This is a genomic window from Deferribacter autotrophicus (assembly GCF_008362905.1).
In the GTDB taxonomy this organism is placed as follows: domain Bacteria; phylum Chrysiogenota; class Deferribacteres; order Deferribacterales; family Deferribacteraceae; genus Deferribacter; species Deferribacter autotrophicus.
In genome coordinates, this window is sequence record NZ_VFJB01000007.1 from 68,123 (window position 1) to 85,935 (window position 17,813).

General features: G+C 29.1%; 18 protein-coding genes. 10 read left to right on the forward strand and 8 right to left on the reverse strand.

Annotated features, from left to right (window positions below; all coding sequences use genetic code 11):
- Nucleotide 1: 1 nt before the first annotated feature.
- The 8 genes from FHQ18_RS09480 to FHQ18_RS09510 form a co-directional block, all read right to left on the reverse strand.
- Nucleotides 2-2,038, reverse strand: coding sequence for an ATP-binding protein (locus FHQ18_RS09480; RefSeq protein ID WP_149266940.1), 2,037 nt, complete (start codon nucleotides 2,036-2,038; stop codon nucleotides 2-4).
- A gap of 2 nt (nucleotides 2,039-2,040) precedes the next feature.
- Complete coding sequence (locus tag FHQ18_RS09485) at nucleotides 2,041-3,018, reverse strand: DNA-methyltransferase (protein WP_149266941.1); 978 nt, start codon at nucleotides 3,016-3,018, stop codon at nucleotides 2,041-2,043.
- Nucleotides 3,019-3,070: 52 nt separating this feature from the next.
- The gene (locus tag FHQ18_RS12655; protein ID WP_188020389.1) at nucleotides 3,071-3,214 is read right to left on the reverse strand and encodes a hypothetical protein; all 144 of its coding nucleotides are present in this window, start codon (nucleotides 3,212-3,214) and stop codon (nucleotides 3,071-3,073) included.
- A 120-nt stretch (nucleotides 3,215-3,334) separates the two neighbouring features.
- On the reverse strand, nucleotides 3,335-3,613 hold the full coding sequence (locus tag FHQ18_RS09490) for a hypothetical protein (RefSeq protein WP_223144609.1): 279 nt from the start codon (nucleotides 3,611-3,613) through the stop codon (nucleotides 3,335-3,337).
- A gap of 142 nt (nucleotides 3,614-3,755) precedes the next feature.
- Complete coding sequence (locus tag FHQ18_RS12720; RefSeq protein WP_223144610.1) at nucleotides 3,756-4,631, reverse strand: SAP domain-containing protein; 876 nt, start codon at nucleotides 4,629-4,631, stop codon at nucleotides 3,756-3,758.
- A 132-nt stretch (nucleotides 4,632-4,763) separates the two neighbouring features.
- A complete protein-coding gene (locus tag FHQ18_RS09500; RefSeq protein ID WP_149266942.1) occupies nucleotides 4,764-5,207 on the reverse strand; it encodes a hypothetical protein in 444 nt (147 codons plus the stop codon).
- Between the two features lie 139 nt (nucleotides 5,208-5,346).
- A complete protein-coding gene (locus FHQ18_RS09505; protein WP_149266943.1) occupies nucleotides 5,347-5,982 on the reverse strand; it encodes a BRCT domain-containing protein in 636 nt (211 codons plus the stop codon).
- A 138-nt stretch (nucleotides 5,983-6,120) separates the two neighbouring features.
- Nucleotides 6,121-6,804, reverse strand: a complete 684-nt coding sequence (locus tag FHQ18_RS09510) for a type I restriction enzyme HsdR N-terminal domain-containing protein (protein WP_149266944.1) — start codon at nucleotides 6,802-6,804, stop codon at nucleotides 6,121-6,123.
- A gap of 383 nt (nucleotides 6,805-7,187) precedes the next feature.
- On the opposite strand from FHQ18_RS09510, the gene FHQ18_RS09515 reads away from it, so the two are divergent.
- The 10 genes from FHQ18_RS09515 (at nucleotide 7,188) to FHQ18_RS09560 (ending at nucleotide 17,526) form a co-directional block, all read left to right on the forward strand.
- Nucleotides 7,188-7,802, forward strand: coding sequence for a tyrosine-type recombinase/integrase (locus tag FHQ18_RS09515; protein WP_149266945.1), 615 nt, complete (start codon nucleotides 7,188-7,190; stop codon nucleotides 7,800-7,802).
- Nucleotides 7,803-7,822: 20 nt separating this feature from the next.
- A complete protein-coding gene (locus FHQ18_RS09520) occupies nucleotides 7,823-8,344 on the forward strand; it encodes a thermonuclease family protein (RefSeq protein WP_149266946.1) in 522 nt (173 codons plus the stop codon).
- 19 nt (nucleotides 8,345-8,363) lie between these two features.
- Complete coding sequence (locus FHQ18_RS09525) at nucleotides 8,364-8,630, forward strand: hypothetical protein (RefSeq protein WP_149266947.1); 267 nt, start codon at nucleotides 8,364-8,366, stop codon at nucleotides 8,628-8,630.
- Nucleotides 8,631-8,671: 41 nt separating this feature from the next.
- Nucleotides 8,672-8,935: a tyrosine-type recombinase/integrase gene (locus tag FHQ18_RS09530; protein ID WP_149266948.1), complete on the forward strand. Its 264-nt coding sequence runs from the start codon at nucleotides 8,672-8,674 to the stop codon at nucleotides 8,933-8,935.
- A 78-nt stretch (nucleotides 8,936-9,013) separates the two neighbouring features.
- Entirely contained in the window at nucleotides 9,014-12,169 is a 3,156-nt protein-coding gene (locus FHQ18_RS09535; protein WP_149266949.1) for a site-specific DNA-methyltransferase, read from the forward strand.
- 1 nt (nucleotide 12,170) lies between these two features.
- The gene (locus FHQ18_RS09540; protein ID WP_149266950.1) at nucleotides 12,171-15,428 is read left to right on the forward strand and encodes a DEAD/DEAH box helicase family protein; all 3,258 of its coding nucleotides are present in this window, start codon (nucleotides 12,171-12,173) and stop codon (nucleotides 15,426-15,428) included.
- A 220-nt stretch (nucleotides 15,429-15,648) separates the two neighbouring features.
- On the forward strand, nucleotides 15,649-16,314 hold the full coding sequence (locus tag FHQ18_RS09545; protein ID WP_149266951.1) for a hypothetical protein: 666 nt from the start codon (nucleotides 15,649-15,651) through the stop codon (nucleotides 16,312-16,314).
- 110 nt (nucleotides 16,315-16,424) lie between these two features.
- On the forward strand, nucleotides 16,425-16,610 hold the full coding sequence (locus FHQ18_RS09550; RefSeq protein ID WP_149266952.1) for a hypothetical protein: 186 nt from the start codon (nucleotides 16,425-16,427) through the stop codon (nucleotides 16,608-16,610).
- A gap of 110 nt (nucleotides 16,611-16,720) precedes the next feature.
- On the forward strand, nucleotides 16,721-17,032 hold the full coding sequence (locus FHQ18_RS09555) for a hypothetical protein (RefSeq protein ID WP_149266953.1): 312 nt from the start codon (nucleotides 16,721-16,723) through the stop codon (nucleotides 17,030-17,032).
- Between the two features lie 236 nt (nucleotides 17,033-17,268).
- A complete protein-coding gene (locus tag FHQ18_RS09560) occupies nucleotides 17,269-17,526 on the forward strand; it encodes a hypothetical protein (protein WP_149266954.1) in 258 nt (85 codons plus the stop codon).
- Nucleotides 17,527-17,813: the final 287 nt, after the last annotated feature.

Consider the following 17,813-nt stretch of genomic DNA (forward strand, 5'->3'; position numbering starts at 1 on the left):
CCTATCTCCTATCTGCTAAAAACTTATCAATTTGAACTGGCACAACAAAAGGATTAGAATATGTCTTCATTCTCACAAAACCTTTATCATTATTAGCACTAAATTTAATTAAAGAATCCGTAAAATCTGAGAAATCATAGTATTTTTTTAATTCTTTTGTTTCGTCTTCATTGTTTAGATGGGCAATAAACCAATTTTGTGTATTTTTCAAAATATTAGAAGATATAGAACTTACTTCCTGAGTAGCATAAATCATCCCTAAATTTAATTTTGCCCCTTCTTTAGCAATTCTATTGTAAATCTGACTTAAATCTTTATCATCCTTTTTAGGAAACAAGTTATGTGCTTCTTCAAAATAGAATTGAATAAAATTATTGGGCTTCGTTGCGATGAACCTTCTCATAGCATCATTGAAAATTTCCCTACATATTCTTTCTGAATAGAGATTTTGAATTTCAGGATCACCCTGCGATAAATCAACTATTATTATTTTTCCATCTCTAAGATTTTTAATTATATTCTTTTCAAATGAAACAAGTGCATTTTTACTATGAAGCTTTTTTAATGGTTTTAACTTTAAATAACCACTAACCAGGCTACTGCTCCCCGGTTCTTTGTGCCTTGTTAAAAAACCAAGAATTGCTTTTAATTCTTCATCTGCCCACTCTCTACCTTTCTCTTCATAATAATTGGAAAAAAAATCCCAATCTTTATAATGATTCCAAACTTTCTCAAACCATGTACAGGCATCTGCCAAGGAAATCCCTCTTTCAGGATTTATTGGATTTTCTTCCCTTATTTTTTCATTTATTTCTTTATTCCCCTTAAATTTTACTTTAAAACCATCAGGAGGTGCAAATCCAGCTTTGTATAGACAACACAAATATGCTGCCACTTTTCTATCATATCTAGTTTTCACACTATAGTCATCTTCATAATCTTCAGGTTTCTCAAGAGATATTGATAAAAAACTATTTACATAATCTGAATTTTCACCAACTTCTCTAAAATGGTTTAATATCAAAGAAAACCCTGCTTCTATGTCCTTATAAAAATTGACTTTCATTACATTAAAACCCTCTTTTTCTAAAACACTATATCGAATTACATCTTCTTTATACAATTCAAAGATAGCAGTTCCTTCATCTTGCATATTTGCATTAGCATATTCACCATTTATATCAAAAATAATTTGTCCTACTGGATATTTTGGTGCCCCACTTTTATCAAACATTTCCAATGCTTCTTCAGGAGAAATAGAATCGTTTAATTTATTTTTCGCTTTTTTAGAAATCTCGGCTGTTGCTTCTATTATCTTTTTCACTGTGTTAGATTTTCCGGTTCTGGTCATTCCAAACAAAGCAGTTCGTTTTCCTAAAAAGTCCTTCGGACTGATGTAAACTTTTATTTCTTCAGGTTCTTGATTTTGGAAACGCCTGGTTGAACTGTATCTAACCTTTCCAATTTTAAACTCATTTTCATTTCCTGGAATAACATCTCCAACTCTTTGATTTACTATCTCTTCTAAAACTTTTCCCCTGGCTTTATATACTTTATAATTATTTGCCGAATAAAAATTTTCCAAATCAGCTCCAAATTCTATTTTTTCTTTACCATCAATAACAGTTTTATAAAAAACTCCCAAAATCCTACATTCTAATCCAGAAAAACTAAACTCATACCTTGTAAAATCATCTAATTTACTTTCCTTTTTAGCCCCAGCCCGACCTGATGTATCTAAATTATCCTTATAATATTCAATCATAGCACTTATAACATTATTATCTGTAGGTAATTTTGTCGGCGTCAAAGCTCTCAGCAAAATAGCTTCTTCCACATCATCTTCACCTTCATAAAAAGCAAGCAGAAATGCACCTTGGGGTATCCCTTTAACTCTCCACTTCCAAGCATCTGAAACCAAAATAAGAGCTTTGTTATAATCCAAATAGAAAGGACGACCTACAAAATTTTCTTCTTTCCTACCATCCCTAAAAATTGTTTTAATTTCGCTTTCAATTTTACTTAAAACTGAGTCCATTATCACAACTCCTGTAAGATTCTATTATTTAATAATGGATCTTCAAATCTTATTTTCGCTTGCTCAGCATATTTCTCATTGATTTCACAAGAAATCCATCTTCTATTCATTTTTTCGGCACAATAACCGGTGGTATTACTTCCAGCAAAAGGATCCAAAATCAGGTCGTCCTCATCTGTAAGAAACTCAATAAAAAACTCCACTATCCCTTTATGCATTCTGGCTGGATGTGGAGTTATGCCACGCTCCCGACACGTTTTAAGAAAGAAATCATTCGAATTGGTATTAGAAAAGCTGAGCACATTATGTGGTAGTCTTACCTCTCGTTTTTCATCTAAAGGCTCCAACTCAAAAAAATTATGAGCAATGCTCCCTCCATTGTTTTTTAAAAAACTTTTTTTACCTATATTATGTTCTGATGGACGCTTACCTGCATTGTATTTTTTTTTGGCCAATAACGACTTCATACTTTTACTATAAGGTCTCAATACTTTACGATTGTCAGCCTTTGGAAAATCACTCTTTGCTATCCACCATATATGTGTATAACTATCAATTGTCCTAATTCTATTTACTGTAACCCATTGCGCAGGAGAAGGAAGTCTCGAAGGATTATAAACAATAAATTCTTGGATAAGACGTAACCCTGCCTCTTCATGATGCACAAAATTTAGAAGACATTCTAAATGTAATGTAGATTGCACTGGCCTTCCAGGCTCCCATGCATTGCCCAATTCAATTACTATAGAACCATCTTCTTTTAATAAATTCGAAAATAAAGGTGCCAACTGTATAAACCAGTTTTTGTATTCATCACCCTGATAATTACCATACTGTTTCTTTGCATTCAAAGGAAAAGGTGGAGAAGTTAAAATTAGCTGAAATTTGTTTTTATAGTGTTTGCTAAGGTAGGTATCATATAATTTGAAAAAATCTTCTATAATAAATTTGCCATTTTCAGTTTGAAAATAAGTCTTCATTGTTATCCCTAAACTCAATTTTCTATTTATAAACTGTTTAAAAAATTAAAATCTATATCATTTTTACATTCCCTAAAATTTTACCGATACTTTCACTTGAAACAAATAAATCTCCAAAATAAACTTTTAAATAATTATATCTCGAAACCTTTTCATTTTCAATTATTTCATCGAGAAAATCATCTTCCTTCTCCACTTCTCAAGCTGTATCACAGTTTGCTATTTTGTTTTTATCCATTTTAATACTCATCATTACCTCCTTTTTTAATTAATGTTTTGATTTAATAAAGCGGGCATCAGCCCGCATAGTTTAATATTACCTCCATAAACTATTTGACTTATAAGTATTCCCAAAACTGTTACTATTATTAAACAAGCTACCTGAAGGATAAGGATTTTTGTATCCCCTCTGTCCCGTATAAGGATTAATATTCCCTCTTGTTGACCAATTATTCCAAACATTACCATCAGGATTGCTTCTATAATGAGGGCTCACATAAGTTCCATTACTACGATAATAGCCATTCACATAAACATCGGCATAGACGAATGACGCTATTAATACAAACACAAGAATAATTAAAGATTTTTTCATGACATCCCCCTTTAATAAATTATAAATAATTTTACCATATATTACTTAATCAATGCAAGAAAAGTTGAGGGAATAAAAATGCGAGCGACGGCCTGCTGTGTTATTAATATTCAATATGGTTAGTTATATTTATCTATCAACTTTAATTACATTTAATTATTTTTTCCAATTCCTTAATTTTTTCTTTAACGATATTTGTCATATAAATACATTGTGAACTGTCATAAACACCATCCCATATCGCATATTTATAAAAAGGGTGAAAGTCTTTGATAAGATTTTCTATTGTAATGATATAGAAATCACAAATTTTCATTACTTCATCACATATATCTTTTGTAATTTCATAATGTTTAGGTATTTCAATAGTGATTTCTGAATCCTTAATTCTTTGAATCAATTCTTTCTTGTTTCCTGAAACTTTTAGGCCATTTTTCTTGCATATTTCCTTTAAGTCTTTTACTAAAAGATCTGACAAATACTTATCTTTAGAATATTCAATCTCTCTTATAAAATTAGTATTTTTTAAAATATCATACCACTTATCATATTCATTAAATATAACTGCATCACTATCTTCACAAAAATAAAGTAAATCTTCTAACATATCAGCACGTAACTTTTTAGCCCACTCTAAATCCTTATTAAAATAATTCTTTAATCTTTGAAAACATTCAACTATTGATTCCACTTCAAATTGCAAGTCATAATAAGAAAAAAACTCATTGAAATCCTCAATGCTTTTAATTCTTATCTCGTCGTCTTTTAAACTTTCTCTAATGTCCTGATAATCAGAAACATCACGAATTCTTATAGGGCTACTAATATTATATTTAGGAAACTTAAAATTACCTTTAGGTGTGTAAAATGCACTTTCATCAAAACCTGTGAATCGTTTTGATTTATAAGTTTTACTGTAAATTATATTATTTGGTTGCCTCTTAGGCCCTCTTACTACTTTTTTAAAAATAAAATAGATAAATCCTATTATTATTAAAGAAGTGATGACATCGTTCATAAGCAGTTCCCATTTTTTATTTCATTCTCCCCCCTTCCATTATTTAATGACTACTTTAAAATTTTAGCACGTAGGAAAAATATTTTTCAAGAAAAGTTGCGGGAATTTTTTACAACTTTACTTTTATATTTTTTATTTTTGCGTATTTGAAACAACCCTTACATTTAAAGGGTTGTTAATAGGAAAATAATAAAATGTATCCTTTTTTGCTATGTTAGTAATTGCTATTTCATCAGGTAATGTCGTCAAAACCATTGCAGTATAACCAGGTGGCAACTTATCTATTCTAATAGCAACAATTTCAGAATTATATTCAGTATATACTACATCAATAGGATGCTTTTTATCTCCAACAAAAAATAGAAAATGGTAAAATTTAAACGTCTTAGTTTTTTTTATCACTATATCAGGTGTAAGCTTAAATAAAATATAAGCCTTACATTCTGGAGCATATTTACCATATTTTTCAAGCTGTTCTTCACACTTCACTGTTTTACCTTTCAGTAATAACTCCCAATTTTCCGCATGCAAATTTAAAGAAAATAATAGAATTAATAGAGCAAAAAGCATCCTCATTTTTTTACCTCTTGTTAATATCTTTTTTTAAAATTTTACCATTTAGGAAAAACACCTTTCAAGAGAAGTTGCGGAAAATTTTCAGAATTTACTCAGAGATAAGCTTATAAAAAATCAGGCAACAGCCCATTTATTGTAATCAAATAAACCTTATCCAGTGCTCTTCAGGAATTATTTTAATATCCAAACCTTCGTTGTTTATATACGTCAAAGCTTTTTCAATTTTTCTACCATGTGTTGAGTGTTTCCAGTTAGGATTACTAATTATCCCAACAACAAGATAATTCACTTGTTTGGAAAAATCTTTTTTAAATATACCACCTTTTTGTTCTACTATCTTTGCTGCTTTGCTTCTTGGCATACTTGCTAGTTGCCCAGTAAAACAAAAAACTCTACCTTCATATTCAATTTCTGGCAACGGATTCGTATATGGCAACCTTGCACTCAAATTATGCAAAGAATAATCCGAATCAACACGCTCTCCGGTTATATCAGCTAATAAGTTAAGTAAATCCTTCTTTTCTTCTTCATCTAATACTCCATCAGCAAACATTACTGATAATCTATCATATATAATATTGTTAGGATACATATTTAATGACTCTTTATTATTTTCAAGCCATTTCAAAATATATTTTGCTTCAGATTCCGTAATAACCCTATCAGCAATCACACCTTTGCATAACCCTATTAATTCATCAACCTGTCTATCGACAACATCTGATAAACAAAAATTGAAAACTCTATCAGTTATAAAATCTACCTTTCTGTTCATAAAACTCCCCCATTATTTCATTACTACTTTAAAATTTTACCACACAGGAAAAATATTTTTCAAGGAAAGTTGCAGAAAAATTTCAGATTTATCAGAGATAAGCTTATAAAATAAAAAAGCGGGCCATTGCCCGTTCTTTTATTGCTTAACCTCAAGTAACCTCTTTACAACTTTCTTTACTTTTTCAGGTTCAATTTTATTATAACCAGTTTCTTTCTTTAATCCTTTTACAATTGCTTTTATAACATCATCTGTTAACAAAACTTTTTTGACTACAGTTTCGCTCAATGCTTGTAGTCTTTCATTATACTTACCAACCTCATTTCTTAAAAAACTATATTTTGTTAACAAACACAATTTTTCCAACATATTGTGCTTATTTTCTAACAGTGATATGTCAAAAACAAGTTCCCAAGATATTGGTTTTTCAAAATTTACATGATAAAGTTTCCATTCAATTCCATTTGTTAAAAGTACCCACTCAACTCCCTCATTTGCAGCATAAGTAGCAGCCTGTGTTAAATGATTGTCGTTTAACTTTGTTTTTAATGATTTCACTTCTATAATAAATAATATTTGTCCATCTACTTTTATAGCAAAATCAGCATATTGATTTCTAATGCGATGTTCAGTTGTAATCTCAAAAATAGTATAATCTAACAATTCTTCTAAAATTTTAGTTACTAAATTACATGTATCCGATTCATTCAGTTCTATTTCTGAAGCTTGTTTTAATATTGGTACAAACTTCTTATATTTTTCTTTTAAGGTTTCAAAATTTTTTATTCCCGTTTTGGTTGATTCTATAAGATCTTTTGGCATGACATCCCCCTATTTCATTATTCCTTTAAATTTTACCACATAGGAAAAATATTTTTCAAGGAAAGTTGCGGAAAAATTCCAAAATTTGCTCAGAGATAAGCTTATAATGTAAAAAAAGGTGACGATCTGCTGGTTCTATATTTTTATTACAAAGTATTTCTATAATTGTAACCGGGTAAATTTATTCCTATTAAAAAATTATTAATTTTGTCTATAATTATAACTGCTGATTACAAGTGTAATATTTTAATTGTTTTATTACACTTGAAGAAAATGAATCAAAACCGCATAAAATAGGTAAAAATGTCTTAGATTAAGAATTGAAATTTTTAAATAAGATGTAATAATACATAATATAATATTACAGTTAAAAGGTTTTAATAATGAAAAGCATTCAGTTTAGTAATTTGCCTCAATTGACAGAATCAGCAAGTAAAATTAAATATTTCAATAATGAAGAATTGAATAGTTTGGTTAGAGAATTTCAAAATTATTATGATAATTCACCAAGACGAAGGTCAGCAGGAAAATATTGGCTAACTTTTTTATTTCTAAGATTTACGGGCGCAAGAGTTAGTGAAGTTTTAAGTATAGATGATACTAAAGATATTGATTACAGAAATTCAAGGATTAGACTAATAACGCTAAAGAGAAAAAAGAAAGTTTATCGAACTATCCCGGTCCCAACAGATTTAATAAATGAGCTATTGCGTTATCTTGCGGAATATCCCGAAGAAAGAGGTAAGGTATTCAAAATTCAGTATGTTCATTTTTATAACAAGTTTAAAAATCTTTGCATTAAAGCTGGTATAGATATTGAGAAAGCTCATCCTCATACTTTAAGACACACAAGAGCAATAGAACTTATAAATGCAGGTGTTCCTTTAAATCATATCCAAGCTTTACTTGGTCATTCAAGCATTTTAAATACATCTATATATTTACTTGTCACGGGTAAGGAACTTGAGGTAATATTAAAGGAAAAAGGTTTGATTTAAGTTATATATAGGGGGATAATATGAAGAAGATTTTGTTTATATTTTTATTAAATCTTTTCTTGTTAACAAATGTTTTTGCTGGTGAGTTGGCAAGGATAGAGAAAATATCTGACGGTGATACTTTCATTGTCAGAAACGAAAAAAATCAGAAAATCAAATTAAGGCTTATTTGGATAGATACTCCTGAAAAATTTTCATCAAAGAAACTCGAAAAAGACGCATGGATGTGCGGAGTTGGTAAAAATAGGATGATCCGTTTAGGCAAGATGGCTACAAGTTATGCTAAAAAATATTTTGAGAACAGTAAAAATGTTGAAGTGGATTATTATGGAAAAGGTTACTATGGTCGCAGTTTAGCTGTAGTTTATAGACGAGGAGCTACACAACCCTATAATTTTGATGTAATTGCTGATGGTTATGCCTGCGTTTACAGAAAAGCTAGATATCCACAAGTTCTTGACGAATTGCTTGAAAAAGCGAAAAAAGAACGAAGAGGACTATGGAGTGTGGATTACGAAGTAATGAATTGTTTATGTAGATAAAAAAAAGGGGGGGATAAAAATGAATAAAGCTAAATTGATACTGTCATTATTGATATTAGTTTTCACAATTAGTTGCACACAGACTCAAAAAAAGAAACTAAAAGATTTCAAAGCTGAAACCATTGGAATAAAGAGAGAAATTATACTTTTTGCAGATAACGGCCAGGTTATAAAAAGATGGGAAGGGAGATTCAATATAGAAAGAAAAGGTAGCAGTCTTTATTTTATTGATGAAAATGGTAAATCGGTGATCATTAATGGTACATACATTGTTCAGGAAAAATAGGCAATGTCATTAATTCCTTATAATGTACCATATATCCTGATATGAGAGGTAAAGTGTTTAAATTGAAATGTCAAAATTTCTACGTTAAAATGAAAACAATTGGTAATAAAACTGATGTAAGTGAGGATCGATTGCATCTGCATGTACTTAGACATACAAAAGCTATTGAACTCATAAATGTTGGGATACCGTTAAACCATATTCAGTATTATTTAGGGCATGCGATTGTTTTAAACACTTCAATATGTCTATCAGTTACAGGTAAAGAGTTAGAACAGGTTATAGAAGAAAAGGGTTTAATATAAGCAGAAGTTTAAAATACGTAGTGTTGCCTTGAGGAGATTTAAAAATAAGGAAAAAATTATATTAAGGAGATAAGGAATATGAAAAGTAATAGCGATGAATTGAAGGAAAAACTCAAAGAAAAACTCAGAGAAATTTTTCAATTTGAAAACAAAAACTTAGATTTTGGTATCTATCGAATAATGAATTACAAGCGTGAAGAAATTGAGGGATTTATTAAGGATGATTTAATAAAGGAAATTAAAGAGCAGTTGGCTTTACTAAATGAAGTGGAAAGAAGGAAAATTGAGGAAAATCTGAAAGAAATTTTATCAAAAAGCGGTGTTAAAAAATACCTTGAAGCATTACAAAAAGGTGATGAAGAAAGAACAAAGATTTATAGAGAAGACTTTGCTAAGGACATAGAGGAATATGAAAGATTGGAGAAGCAATTAGAAGAAATCAGAATTTCAGAAGATTTAGAAAAAGCCATTTATAATCATTTGATCAACTTCTTTTCTCGTTATTATGACGATGGGGATTTTATAAGCAAAAGAAGGTATGGGAAGAATGAAAAATATTGTATTCCATATAATGGTGAAGAAGTTTTTCTTTACTGGGTTAATAAAGATCAGTATTACATAAAAACTACTGAATATTTTAAAAAATATACTTTTTATTTAGACAGTCTTATTGGTAAATTAAAAGTTAACTTCAGGGTTGTAGAAGCAGAAGAGGAAAAAGGTAATGTTAAAGCACAAGAGAAAAAGTTTTTCGTTTTGAATGATAAAATTTTTGATTATGACGGGAAAAAGAAAGAGTTGAATATTTATTTTGAATATAGGGGTTTAACAGAAGAGGAAGAAAAGAAATACAAGCATGGAAACACAGTATCGCAGGACAAAGCCAACGAGGAAACGATAAGAATTTTACAGGAAAAAATTCCTGAAAATAGCTTGGCAAGTTTAATATTTGAAAAAGAAAGAGAAAAAACCATAATTGAAAAACAGCTTTACAGATACACAAGAAGAAATACCACCGACTATTTCATTCATAAGGATTTGAAAGGATTTTTGGAAAGGGAGTTAGATTTCTACATAAAGAACGAATTTTTGAATTTGGAAGATCTGAGAGTTTTGGAAGAAAGTGGGTATTTTGATAAGTTAAGACTTTATCTTATCGGAGTTAGAGCATTTAGGAATATTGCTTTAAAAATAATTGAGTTTTTAGCACAGATTGAAAATTTCCAGAAGAAAATTTGGGAGAAAAAGAAGTTTGTTATTGATACGCATTATGTAATTACTCTGGACAAAATAAAAGAGTATGCAGGAGAAGAGTTTTTAGAAAATATTCTGGACGAAATTTTGTGTAATGAGAAGCAATTGGAAGAATGGAAAGAGTTGTTTGAAATTGAGGTTAAAGATAAGAAAGATTTAATTGTTAATAATACTTTACAAGGAAAAGAATGGAAGAAATTGCCAATAGATACAAAATATTTTGATGAAGAATTTAAGTGGAAGTTATTAGTTGCTTTGAGTGAAAAGAATGATTTAGATGAGATTTTAGATGGGGTTTTGATTAAGTCTGAGAATTTTCAGGCTTTGAATTTACTTTTGAATAAGTATTATAAGAAAGTGCAGACTATATATATTGACCCGCCGTATAATACTGGAAATGATGATTTTTTATATAAAGATAAATATAAACATTCTTCGTGGATCACATTAATGTCCAACAGATTGGACTTATCAAAATATTTTATAAAAGAAGAAGGAAGTATTTTTACAAGCATTGATGATACTGAAGATGCTTACTTAAAACTTCTTTTTAATTCAATTTTTGGTGAGAGAAATTTTTTAAATTCCATTGCATATGAACGTTCAAGTGTTTCGGGATTAGGTCAAGGAAGCACATTTCTAGTTAATACTCACGAAACGATCTTAAGCTATTCAAAAAATAAAATTAAATTAAAAACTTATGATCTAAACGGTGAATATCCTTTCAGATATGAAGATATGAAAAGATATAATAAAATATTAGTAGATGAAGGGATGAAAAATGAATTAATGAGGTTTCAAGCCCCATCTACAGGTGAGGATGTTATTATATATGAACATAAAAATCCTACAATAGAAACAATATCATTAGCTTCTTATGAAAAGAGAATGAAAGAAATAGAAAGTATTTACATCGATAATTTTAATAGAATTTTCAGGTTAACTATAGTTCAAAAAGAAAATAGATTCCAAAGAAAATTAATGGAAATTTGCAAAAAGGGTTTTTTTTCTGTCGAATATCTAGTATCTAGAGGAAAGAATAAAGGAAAAAGAGTTAAAATATTTCTTTATAATGGTCAAGTTTTAGCATGGTTAAAAGATACCGCAAAAATAGAAAATAATAAAATTATTAAAACAAACAAATTATCTGATTTTTGGCCTCATTCGTTTATTCCCAAAGCAGACTTATCTAATGAAGGAAAAGTTACGTTGAATAGGGGTAAAAAACCAGAGGCTTTATTAAAACTTATAATATTAGCTTCATCTAATGAAAGTAATATAGTATTAGATTTTTTCTTAGGAAGTGCAACAACAACAGCAGTAGCTCACAAATTGAAAAGAAAATGGATAGGAATAGAAATAGAGAAATATTTTGAGAATTTGGCGTTAAAAAGAATGAAATATGTTTTAAATGGTGAACAAACAGGTATCTCAAAAGAAGTAAACTGGCGAGGTGGTGGTTTTTTCAAATACCACACTTTAGAGCAATACGAAGATGCTTTAGAAAACATTGAGTTTGAAGAAACAAATAAATTAATGTTTGAACTTCCTGATTATTTTGTTAAATACATGCTTGAATGGGAGACAAAAAACAGCAATACTTTTTTAAATCTTGAAAAATTGAAAAATCCTTTTAATTATAGATTAAAAATAATGGAAGATTATCAGCAAAAAGAAGTTAAAACTGATGTAATAGAAACCTTCAATTATTTACTTGGCTTACATGTTAGCAAATACAGAATTTTAGAAGATAATGATAGAAAATACGTTTTTGTCTTTGGTGAAAAAGAAGGTAAGAGAATTGCTATTGTTTGGAGAAGTATAGAGGATATTGATTTTGAAAAGGATAAGGAAGTTATTGAAGAAAACATAAAAGACTTTGAACCAGACGAGACTTATATAAATGGAGAGGCATTGGTTAAAAACTTTAGGCATATAGAGCCTTTATTTAAATCTTCAATGTTTGAGAAGGTGGAGTAAAATGAAGTTAGAAAAGCATCTGGTTTTAAACAAATATTTACTCAATCTTTTCGGTTTTAATGAATTTAATGAATTAAGAGAGAAGCTAAAAGATACAGAAGAAGGTTATGATTCCATGGGAAGGAGTTGCTTTGTTGATGTTTTAATTGGACTAAAACCAGAATGGGAAGATTTGTTTTTAAGATATGATGAAGCAATAAGAGAGTATGTAGAAAGATTAAGACAGAACAGAAAACAGCCGAACTTCAATCTTAAATACTTCCAGTATTTAGCGGTTTTATTCCCAGAAATGTTTTTAGATAGATATTACAACGATAGACAGAGGTTTTTAAATGAATTAAACGAATTTTTAAAAGAGTTTAACATAGAAAACGGAATAAAAATAACTTCTTTCACAGAACAAGACCTTAAAAAACTCGCCTTCTGGATGGCAACTGGAAGCGGAAAAACTCTTATAATGCATATAAATTACTGGCAGATTATGAAGTATTCTAAAAATAACTGGGACAACATAATTCTGATTACTCCAAACGAAGGATTATCAAAACAGCATTATGAAGAATTAAAGTCAAGTGGTATTCCATGCAAATTATATGATGGAAACATTGATAATTTAAAAACAAGAAATGGAGAAGTTTTAATTATTGATATCCACAAACTTACAGAGGAAAAGAAAGGAGAAGGGGTAAGCATAGATATTTCCTATTTTGATGGGAAAAATTTGGTTTTCATAGATGAAGGACATAAAGGACAAAAATCAGAAGAACGGAAATGGAAAAGGTTAAGAGAGGAAATAGGTAAAGACGGATTTTTATTTGAATACTCGGCAACCTTTGGACAGGTTATAGGAAAGAATAAGGATTTGCTTGAAGAATATGCCAAAGCAATAATCTTCGATTACTCCTATAAGTACTTCTATACAGATGGATACGGCAAGGATTTTTATGTTTATAACATACAATCACAAAAAAAAGAAAATAAAGAATACTATTCAGAAGAACAGCAAAATTTACTGCTTACAGCGGGATTACTATCTTTTTATGAGCAATTAACTATTTTTGAAAATAATAAAGAAAAATTAAGAGAATACAATATTGAAAAACCTTTATGGATTTTTGTTGGGAGTAAAGTTTCAGGGAAAGGTTTAGATTCTGATGTAGTAAGAGTAATTCAATTTTTAGAAAAAACAACAAGAGATGAAAAATATCTAAACGATAATGTTAAAAAGATATTAAAAGGAGAATCGGGACTTATTGACAATGAAGGAAATGATATTTTTAATGGAAAATTTGAATATATAAGAAAACTTCCATTTGAAAAAATTACAGAAGGTATCTATCAGAAAATATTTGGTGGAAAAGGAAAAATTGAAATTTACGAGATAAAAAATGCTGAAGGTGAAATAGGGCTTAAAACTTCTACAGCAGAAAAATATTTTAGTGTTATTAATGTGGGTGATGTGGGCAGTCTTTTGTTTTATTTTAAACCGGAAAAAGTAAGAGAAAAAATAGAGAAGTTAAAGAAAGACAAGAAAAAGAACGAAGAAAAGAAGAACAAAGAAATTAATGAATTAAATGAAATTTTAAATTATATTGAAAAGCATGATAATTTAATTCCTAAAGAAGATCATTTTAGTCAATCGTTATTTTTTGGAATAAATGAAAGTGATTCTCACATAAACATTCTAATTGGCTCTAAAAAGTTTATTGAAGGATGGAACTCTTGGCGTGTATCAAATATGGGATTGATTAACATGGGAAAAAGCGAAGGATCACAAATTATCCAACTCTTTGGAAGAGGAGTAAGGCTAAAAGGTAAAGAGTATTCTTTAAAGAGGGCGGAAAATCCTGACTATAAATTAAAAGCACTGCAAACACTTTTCATTTTTGGTTTAAATGCAGATTATATAAATGCATTCCTCGCAACGCTAGAGAAAGAAGAAGTAGATTATGAGGAAATAACCATTCCGATCAAATTTAACATGTCTGAAAGATGGGAAGGAAAGATTTATACGATAAAAACAAAAGATGACTTTAATTTTCTCAATCATCCTTTGAAACTTACTATAGATGAAAATATCTTGAGAGATATTAATATTAACCTTAGACCAAAAATTACCATAACACGTGGTTTGAGTGTTGGTACTGCTGATTCGGTAATAGATGATTCACTAACAATACCACAAGAGTATTTTGAGATTGTTGACTGGGATTCTTTTTATTCTGAAATTATAAATTATAAAATTACAAAAGGAATGTTTAATTTGATTATTGATCGAGAGATTATAAAGCAAATAGTAAAATCAGGAAAATATAAAATATTTTTACATGAAGCAGCGGGAATAAGTGTTGAGAATAATAATGGAAAACCTGTTTTGAAAATTCGCTCATTTGAAGGTATAAAAAAATTCCACGAAATTATTTTAATGGCTTTGAAAGATTACATTTTCAAATTTTATAGGAAAGAAGAGAAAAGAAAAACTATGGACTATTTGGAAGTTGAACCATTAACAATAAATGAGCATTCTTTCATGTATCCTGAAAATAAAGAGGTCATACTCAAAATTCCGAAAAAATTAGCAAGCGATATTGAAGAGGTTATAAAACAACTTGAAGAATACGATTCAAATAATGATGAGTTGCCAGAGATATGGAAAAAGTGGGATTCTTTTATTGTTCATCTTAATAACCATTTATACACTCCGCTAATAATATGGAAGAAAAATAAGGAAGAAACAAAATCAATTCCTGTTAAGTTGAATAAAGGAGAAACAAAGTTTGTAACGGAATTAAGAGTGTTTTTAAACAGAAATAAAGAATTACTTAAAGAATATGATATATTTTTGCTTAGAAATCTCTCCAGAAAAGGGATAGGATTTTTCTTTAGCTCTGGCTTCTATCCCGATTTTATTATTTGGGTTAAAAATGAGAGCAAGCAGAATGTTATTTTCATTGATCCAAAAGGTTTGCAGACCAGTGGTGTTAGAAATTTCTATCATGATAAAATTCAGTTCTGTGTTTCTTACATTAAAAAAATAGAAAGTAAAGTAAACAAGGCATTGAAGAATAAAAATGAAAAAATTAACTTACAGTTGGATGCTTTTATCCTTTCTGTATCCTCTTATGATGATGTTAAAACAACCTTTGGCGATGGTAAGAATTCCAAAGACGAATTTGAAGCACATAACATTATATTTGAAGAAGACACCAAGTATATTAGAAAAATCTTTGAAAAAGTAGGAGTGATCGCAAATAACTAAAAATTTTGGCGGCGTGAGAACTCTTCGAAAGCTTTCGCTTTGTTCGAATTTGCTATCAGGTGTAGATGTGACTTTGCCTTCTGCTACGTCCAAATTTCGCTTTACAGCGAAACTTTACATATCCCCAAAACATTAGGCGAAATAATTTGGGGCTATTAAAATGGTAATATTTTAATATGGCAAAAAATTTCAAGAATATAGATATAGTGGTGAGGATGCATTGGAAAAAGAAATTGTAGATAATTCACAGTTATTTTTTGGAAAACATACAATATACATTGATGTAAAAAGGAAGATAGAGTTTAAAGCATTAGGAGGAACAATACCAGATGGGTTCCTATTTGATTTCTCTAATAAAGAAGAACCCGAGTTTTATATAGTAGAAGTGGAATTTAAAAACCACGACTTTTATAAACACATTTTTCCGCAAATAACCAAATTTTTTGCATTTTTTAAAAATAGAAAGAGTCAATCAGAGTTGGTTGAAAAAATATTTTCAATTGTAAATACAGATATAAAATTAAAGAAAGAGTTCAAAAAATATTTAGGAGAAAAAGAAATTTATAAGTCAATCAAAGATACCATTGATAGCAGCCAAAACATTTTATTGATTATAGATGATAATAAAGATGAACTCCTAGAAATAATGGAAACATATTCCAATACATGGGGTAAGATGGTAAAATTTTTGATTTTAAAAAAATTTGTTAATAATAATGAATTCATTTATGTTATTGAGCCAGACTTTGAAAATATTGAATATGGATTTGCAGAATCAGTTGATAAAGCTGAACGTGAAGAACTTGAGTATACTGAAGAGTTTCATTTAGAAGGTATTAATGATAATTCAAAGCGGCTTATTTTAAGATCAAAGAAGAACTATTAAAAATTAACAAAGATTTAGTTTTTAATCCCCAAAAATATTATATTTCAATTATTTATAATAAGAATATAGCGTTTTTTATATTCAGAAAGAAGAAAATAAGGTTAATAGTTATGTTACCTGGAGATGATGTTAGACTAAAAATAAAAAATCACAATATAAAACATCTTTCTGAAAGTGTTCAAAAATTTTATAATGGACCTAGTTGTGAAATTATTATAGATAATAAAGAAAATTTGGACGAGATTATTAATCTTTTTAAATATCTTATAAGTGAAAATAAAAATGACTTCGTCTAACAAGCGGGTATCTGGTTTCGGCACTTCGTGTCTTCGCCCAAATTCGCCCATCGGGTGAACTTCAGATACCCGCGGAACGTTAGTGAAGTTTGGAAATTTTTTAAATATTCTTGCGTGCAGGCCTTCTTTTTCGTGAAAGTTTAAACAAGACAGAATTCAAGGTATTTTTTCCCCAGCCTTATGCAAGAATACACTATCTCAATGAAACAGGCAATAAGGGTGTGGCTATATGGAAATTGAGGAACGAAAAAGAAAAAAAGGATCTAAAAGTTAATTTACAAATCACTGGCTGGGCTAAAATAGAAAGCATCAAGAAAGGATATTTAAATAAATTTAATCCAACAAAAGTTTATATTCCAGCAGTTGGATTTATAGAAAAAGATGAAAAAGATGAAAAAGAAATTCTCATTGGTTTGAATTAAAAGACAATGAGTTTATTTTGGCAGTTTGAATCGAGCAAAATTATTACAAAATTTGTTATATAATAATAAAACCTGTGCCTAATGAATATAAGCATGTTTACGATAAATGGGTTATGAAATTAAAAAAAGATAATTTTCTTATTTTATGATAAAATAATTATGAGTTAGCATAAACGGAGAGTCGGCAAAGATAAGTTTGAAGTTATAAGCTAACAATAATATAAAGGTATGAAAAAATGGAAAATAAAAACATTAATGAAATTAAAAAGTTGGTTTTAGAAAAAGCAAAGTTACCGAAACTTATTATTTATGAATGGGGTGAAGGAATACCTAATTATTGTAATATTAGTGTTAATTTAAACAAGTTTGAATGTTGGTATATTAAATACAACTTTAAATGTGGTAATCAAAAATTAGAATCTGCAAGGATCTTGATTCTAGATAAAAAGTCTAATGAAGTATTATTTGATGGTCCATGTAATAATGAGGGGTAATTAAATATAATAAATTGAGACTGAAATAAATTATTATCCCAATTTCTACTTTAATTTACAGTGGGTTGCTGATTATTCATAAAATCAAGTGATTTTGAAAAAAACATTATCTTTAGAGAGAACCAGTTTGCTTATCTAATTATAAAAAAACAGAAAATTTAATAACTTAGAACTATGTAAGACAGGTTGTATAGGTTTTTGCGGAGAAGAACCTCTTGTAAATATAAAGATGCCGGGCAAAAGTATAGTAGTGCTACATAGAGTAACACCTAATGATGTGGATGATA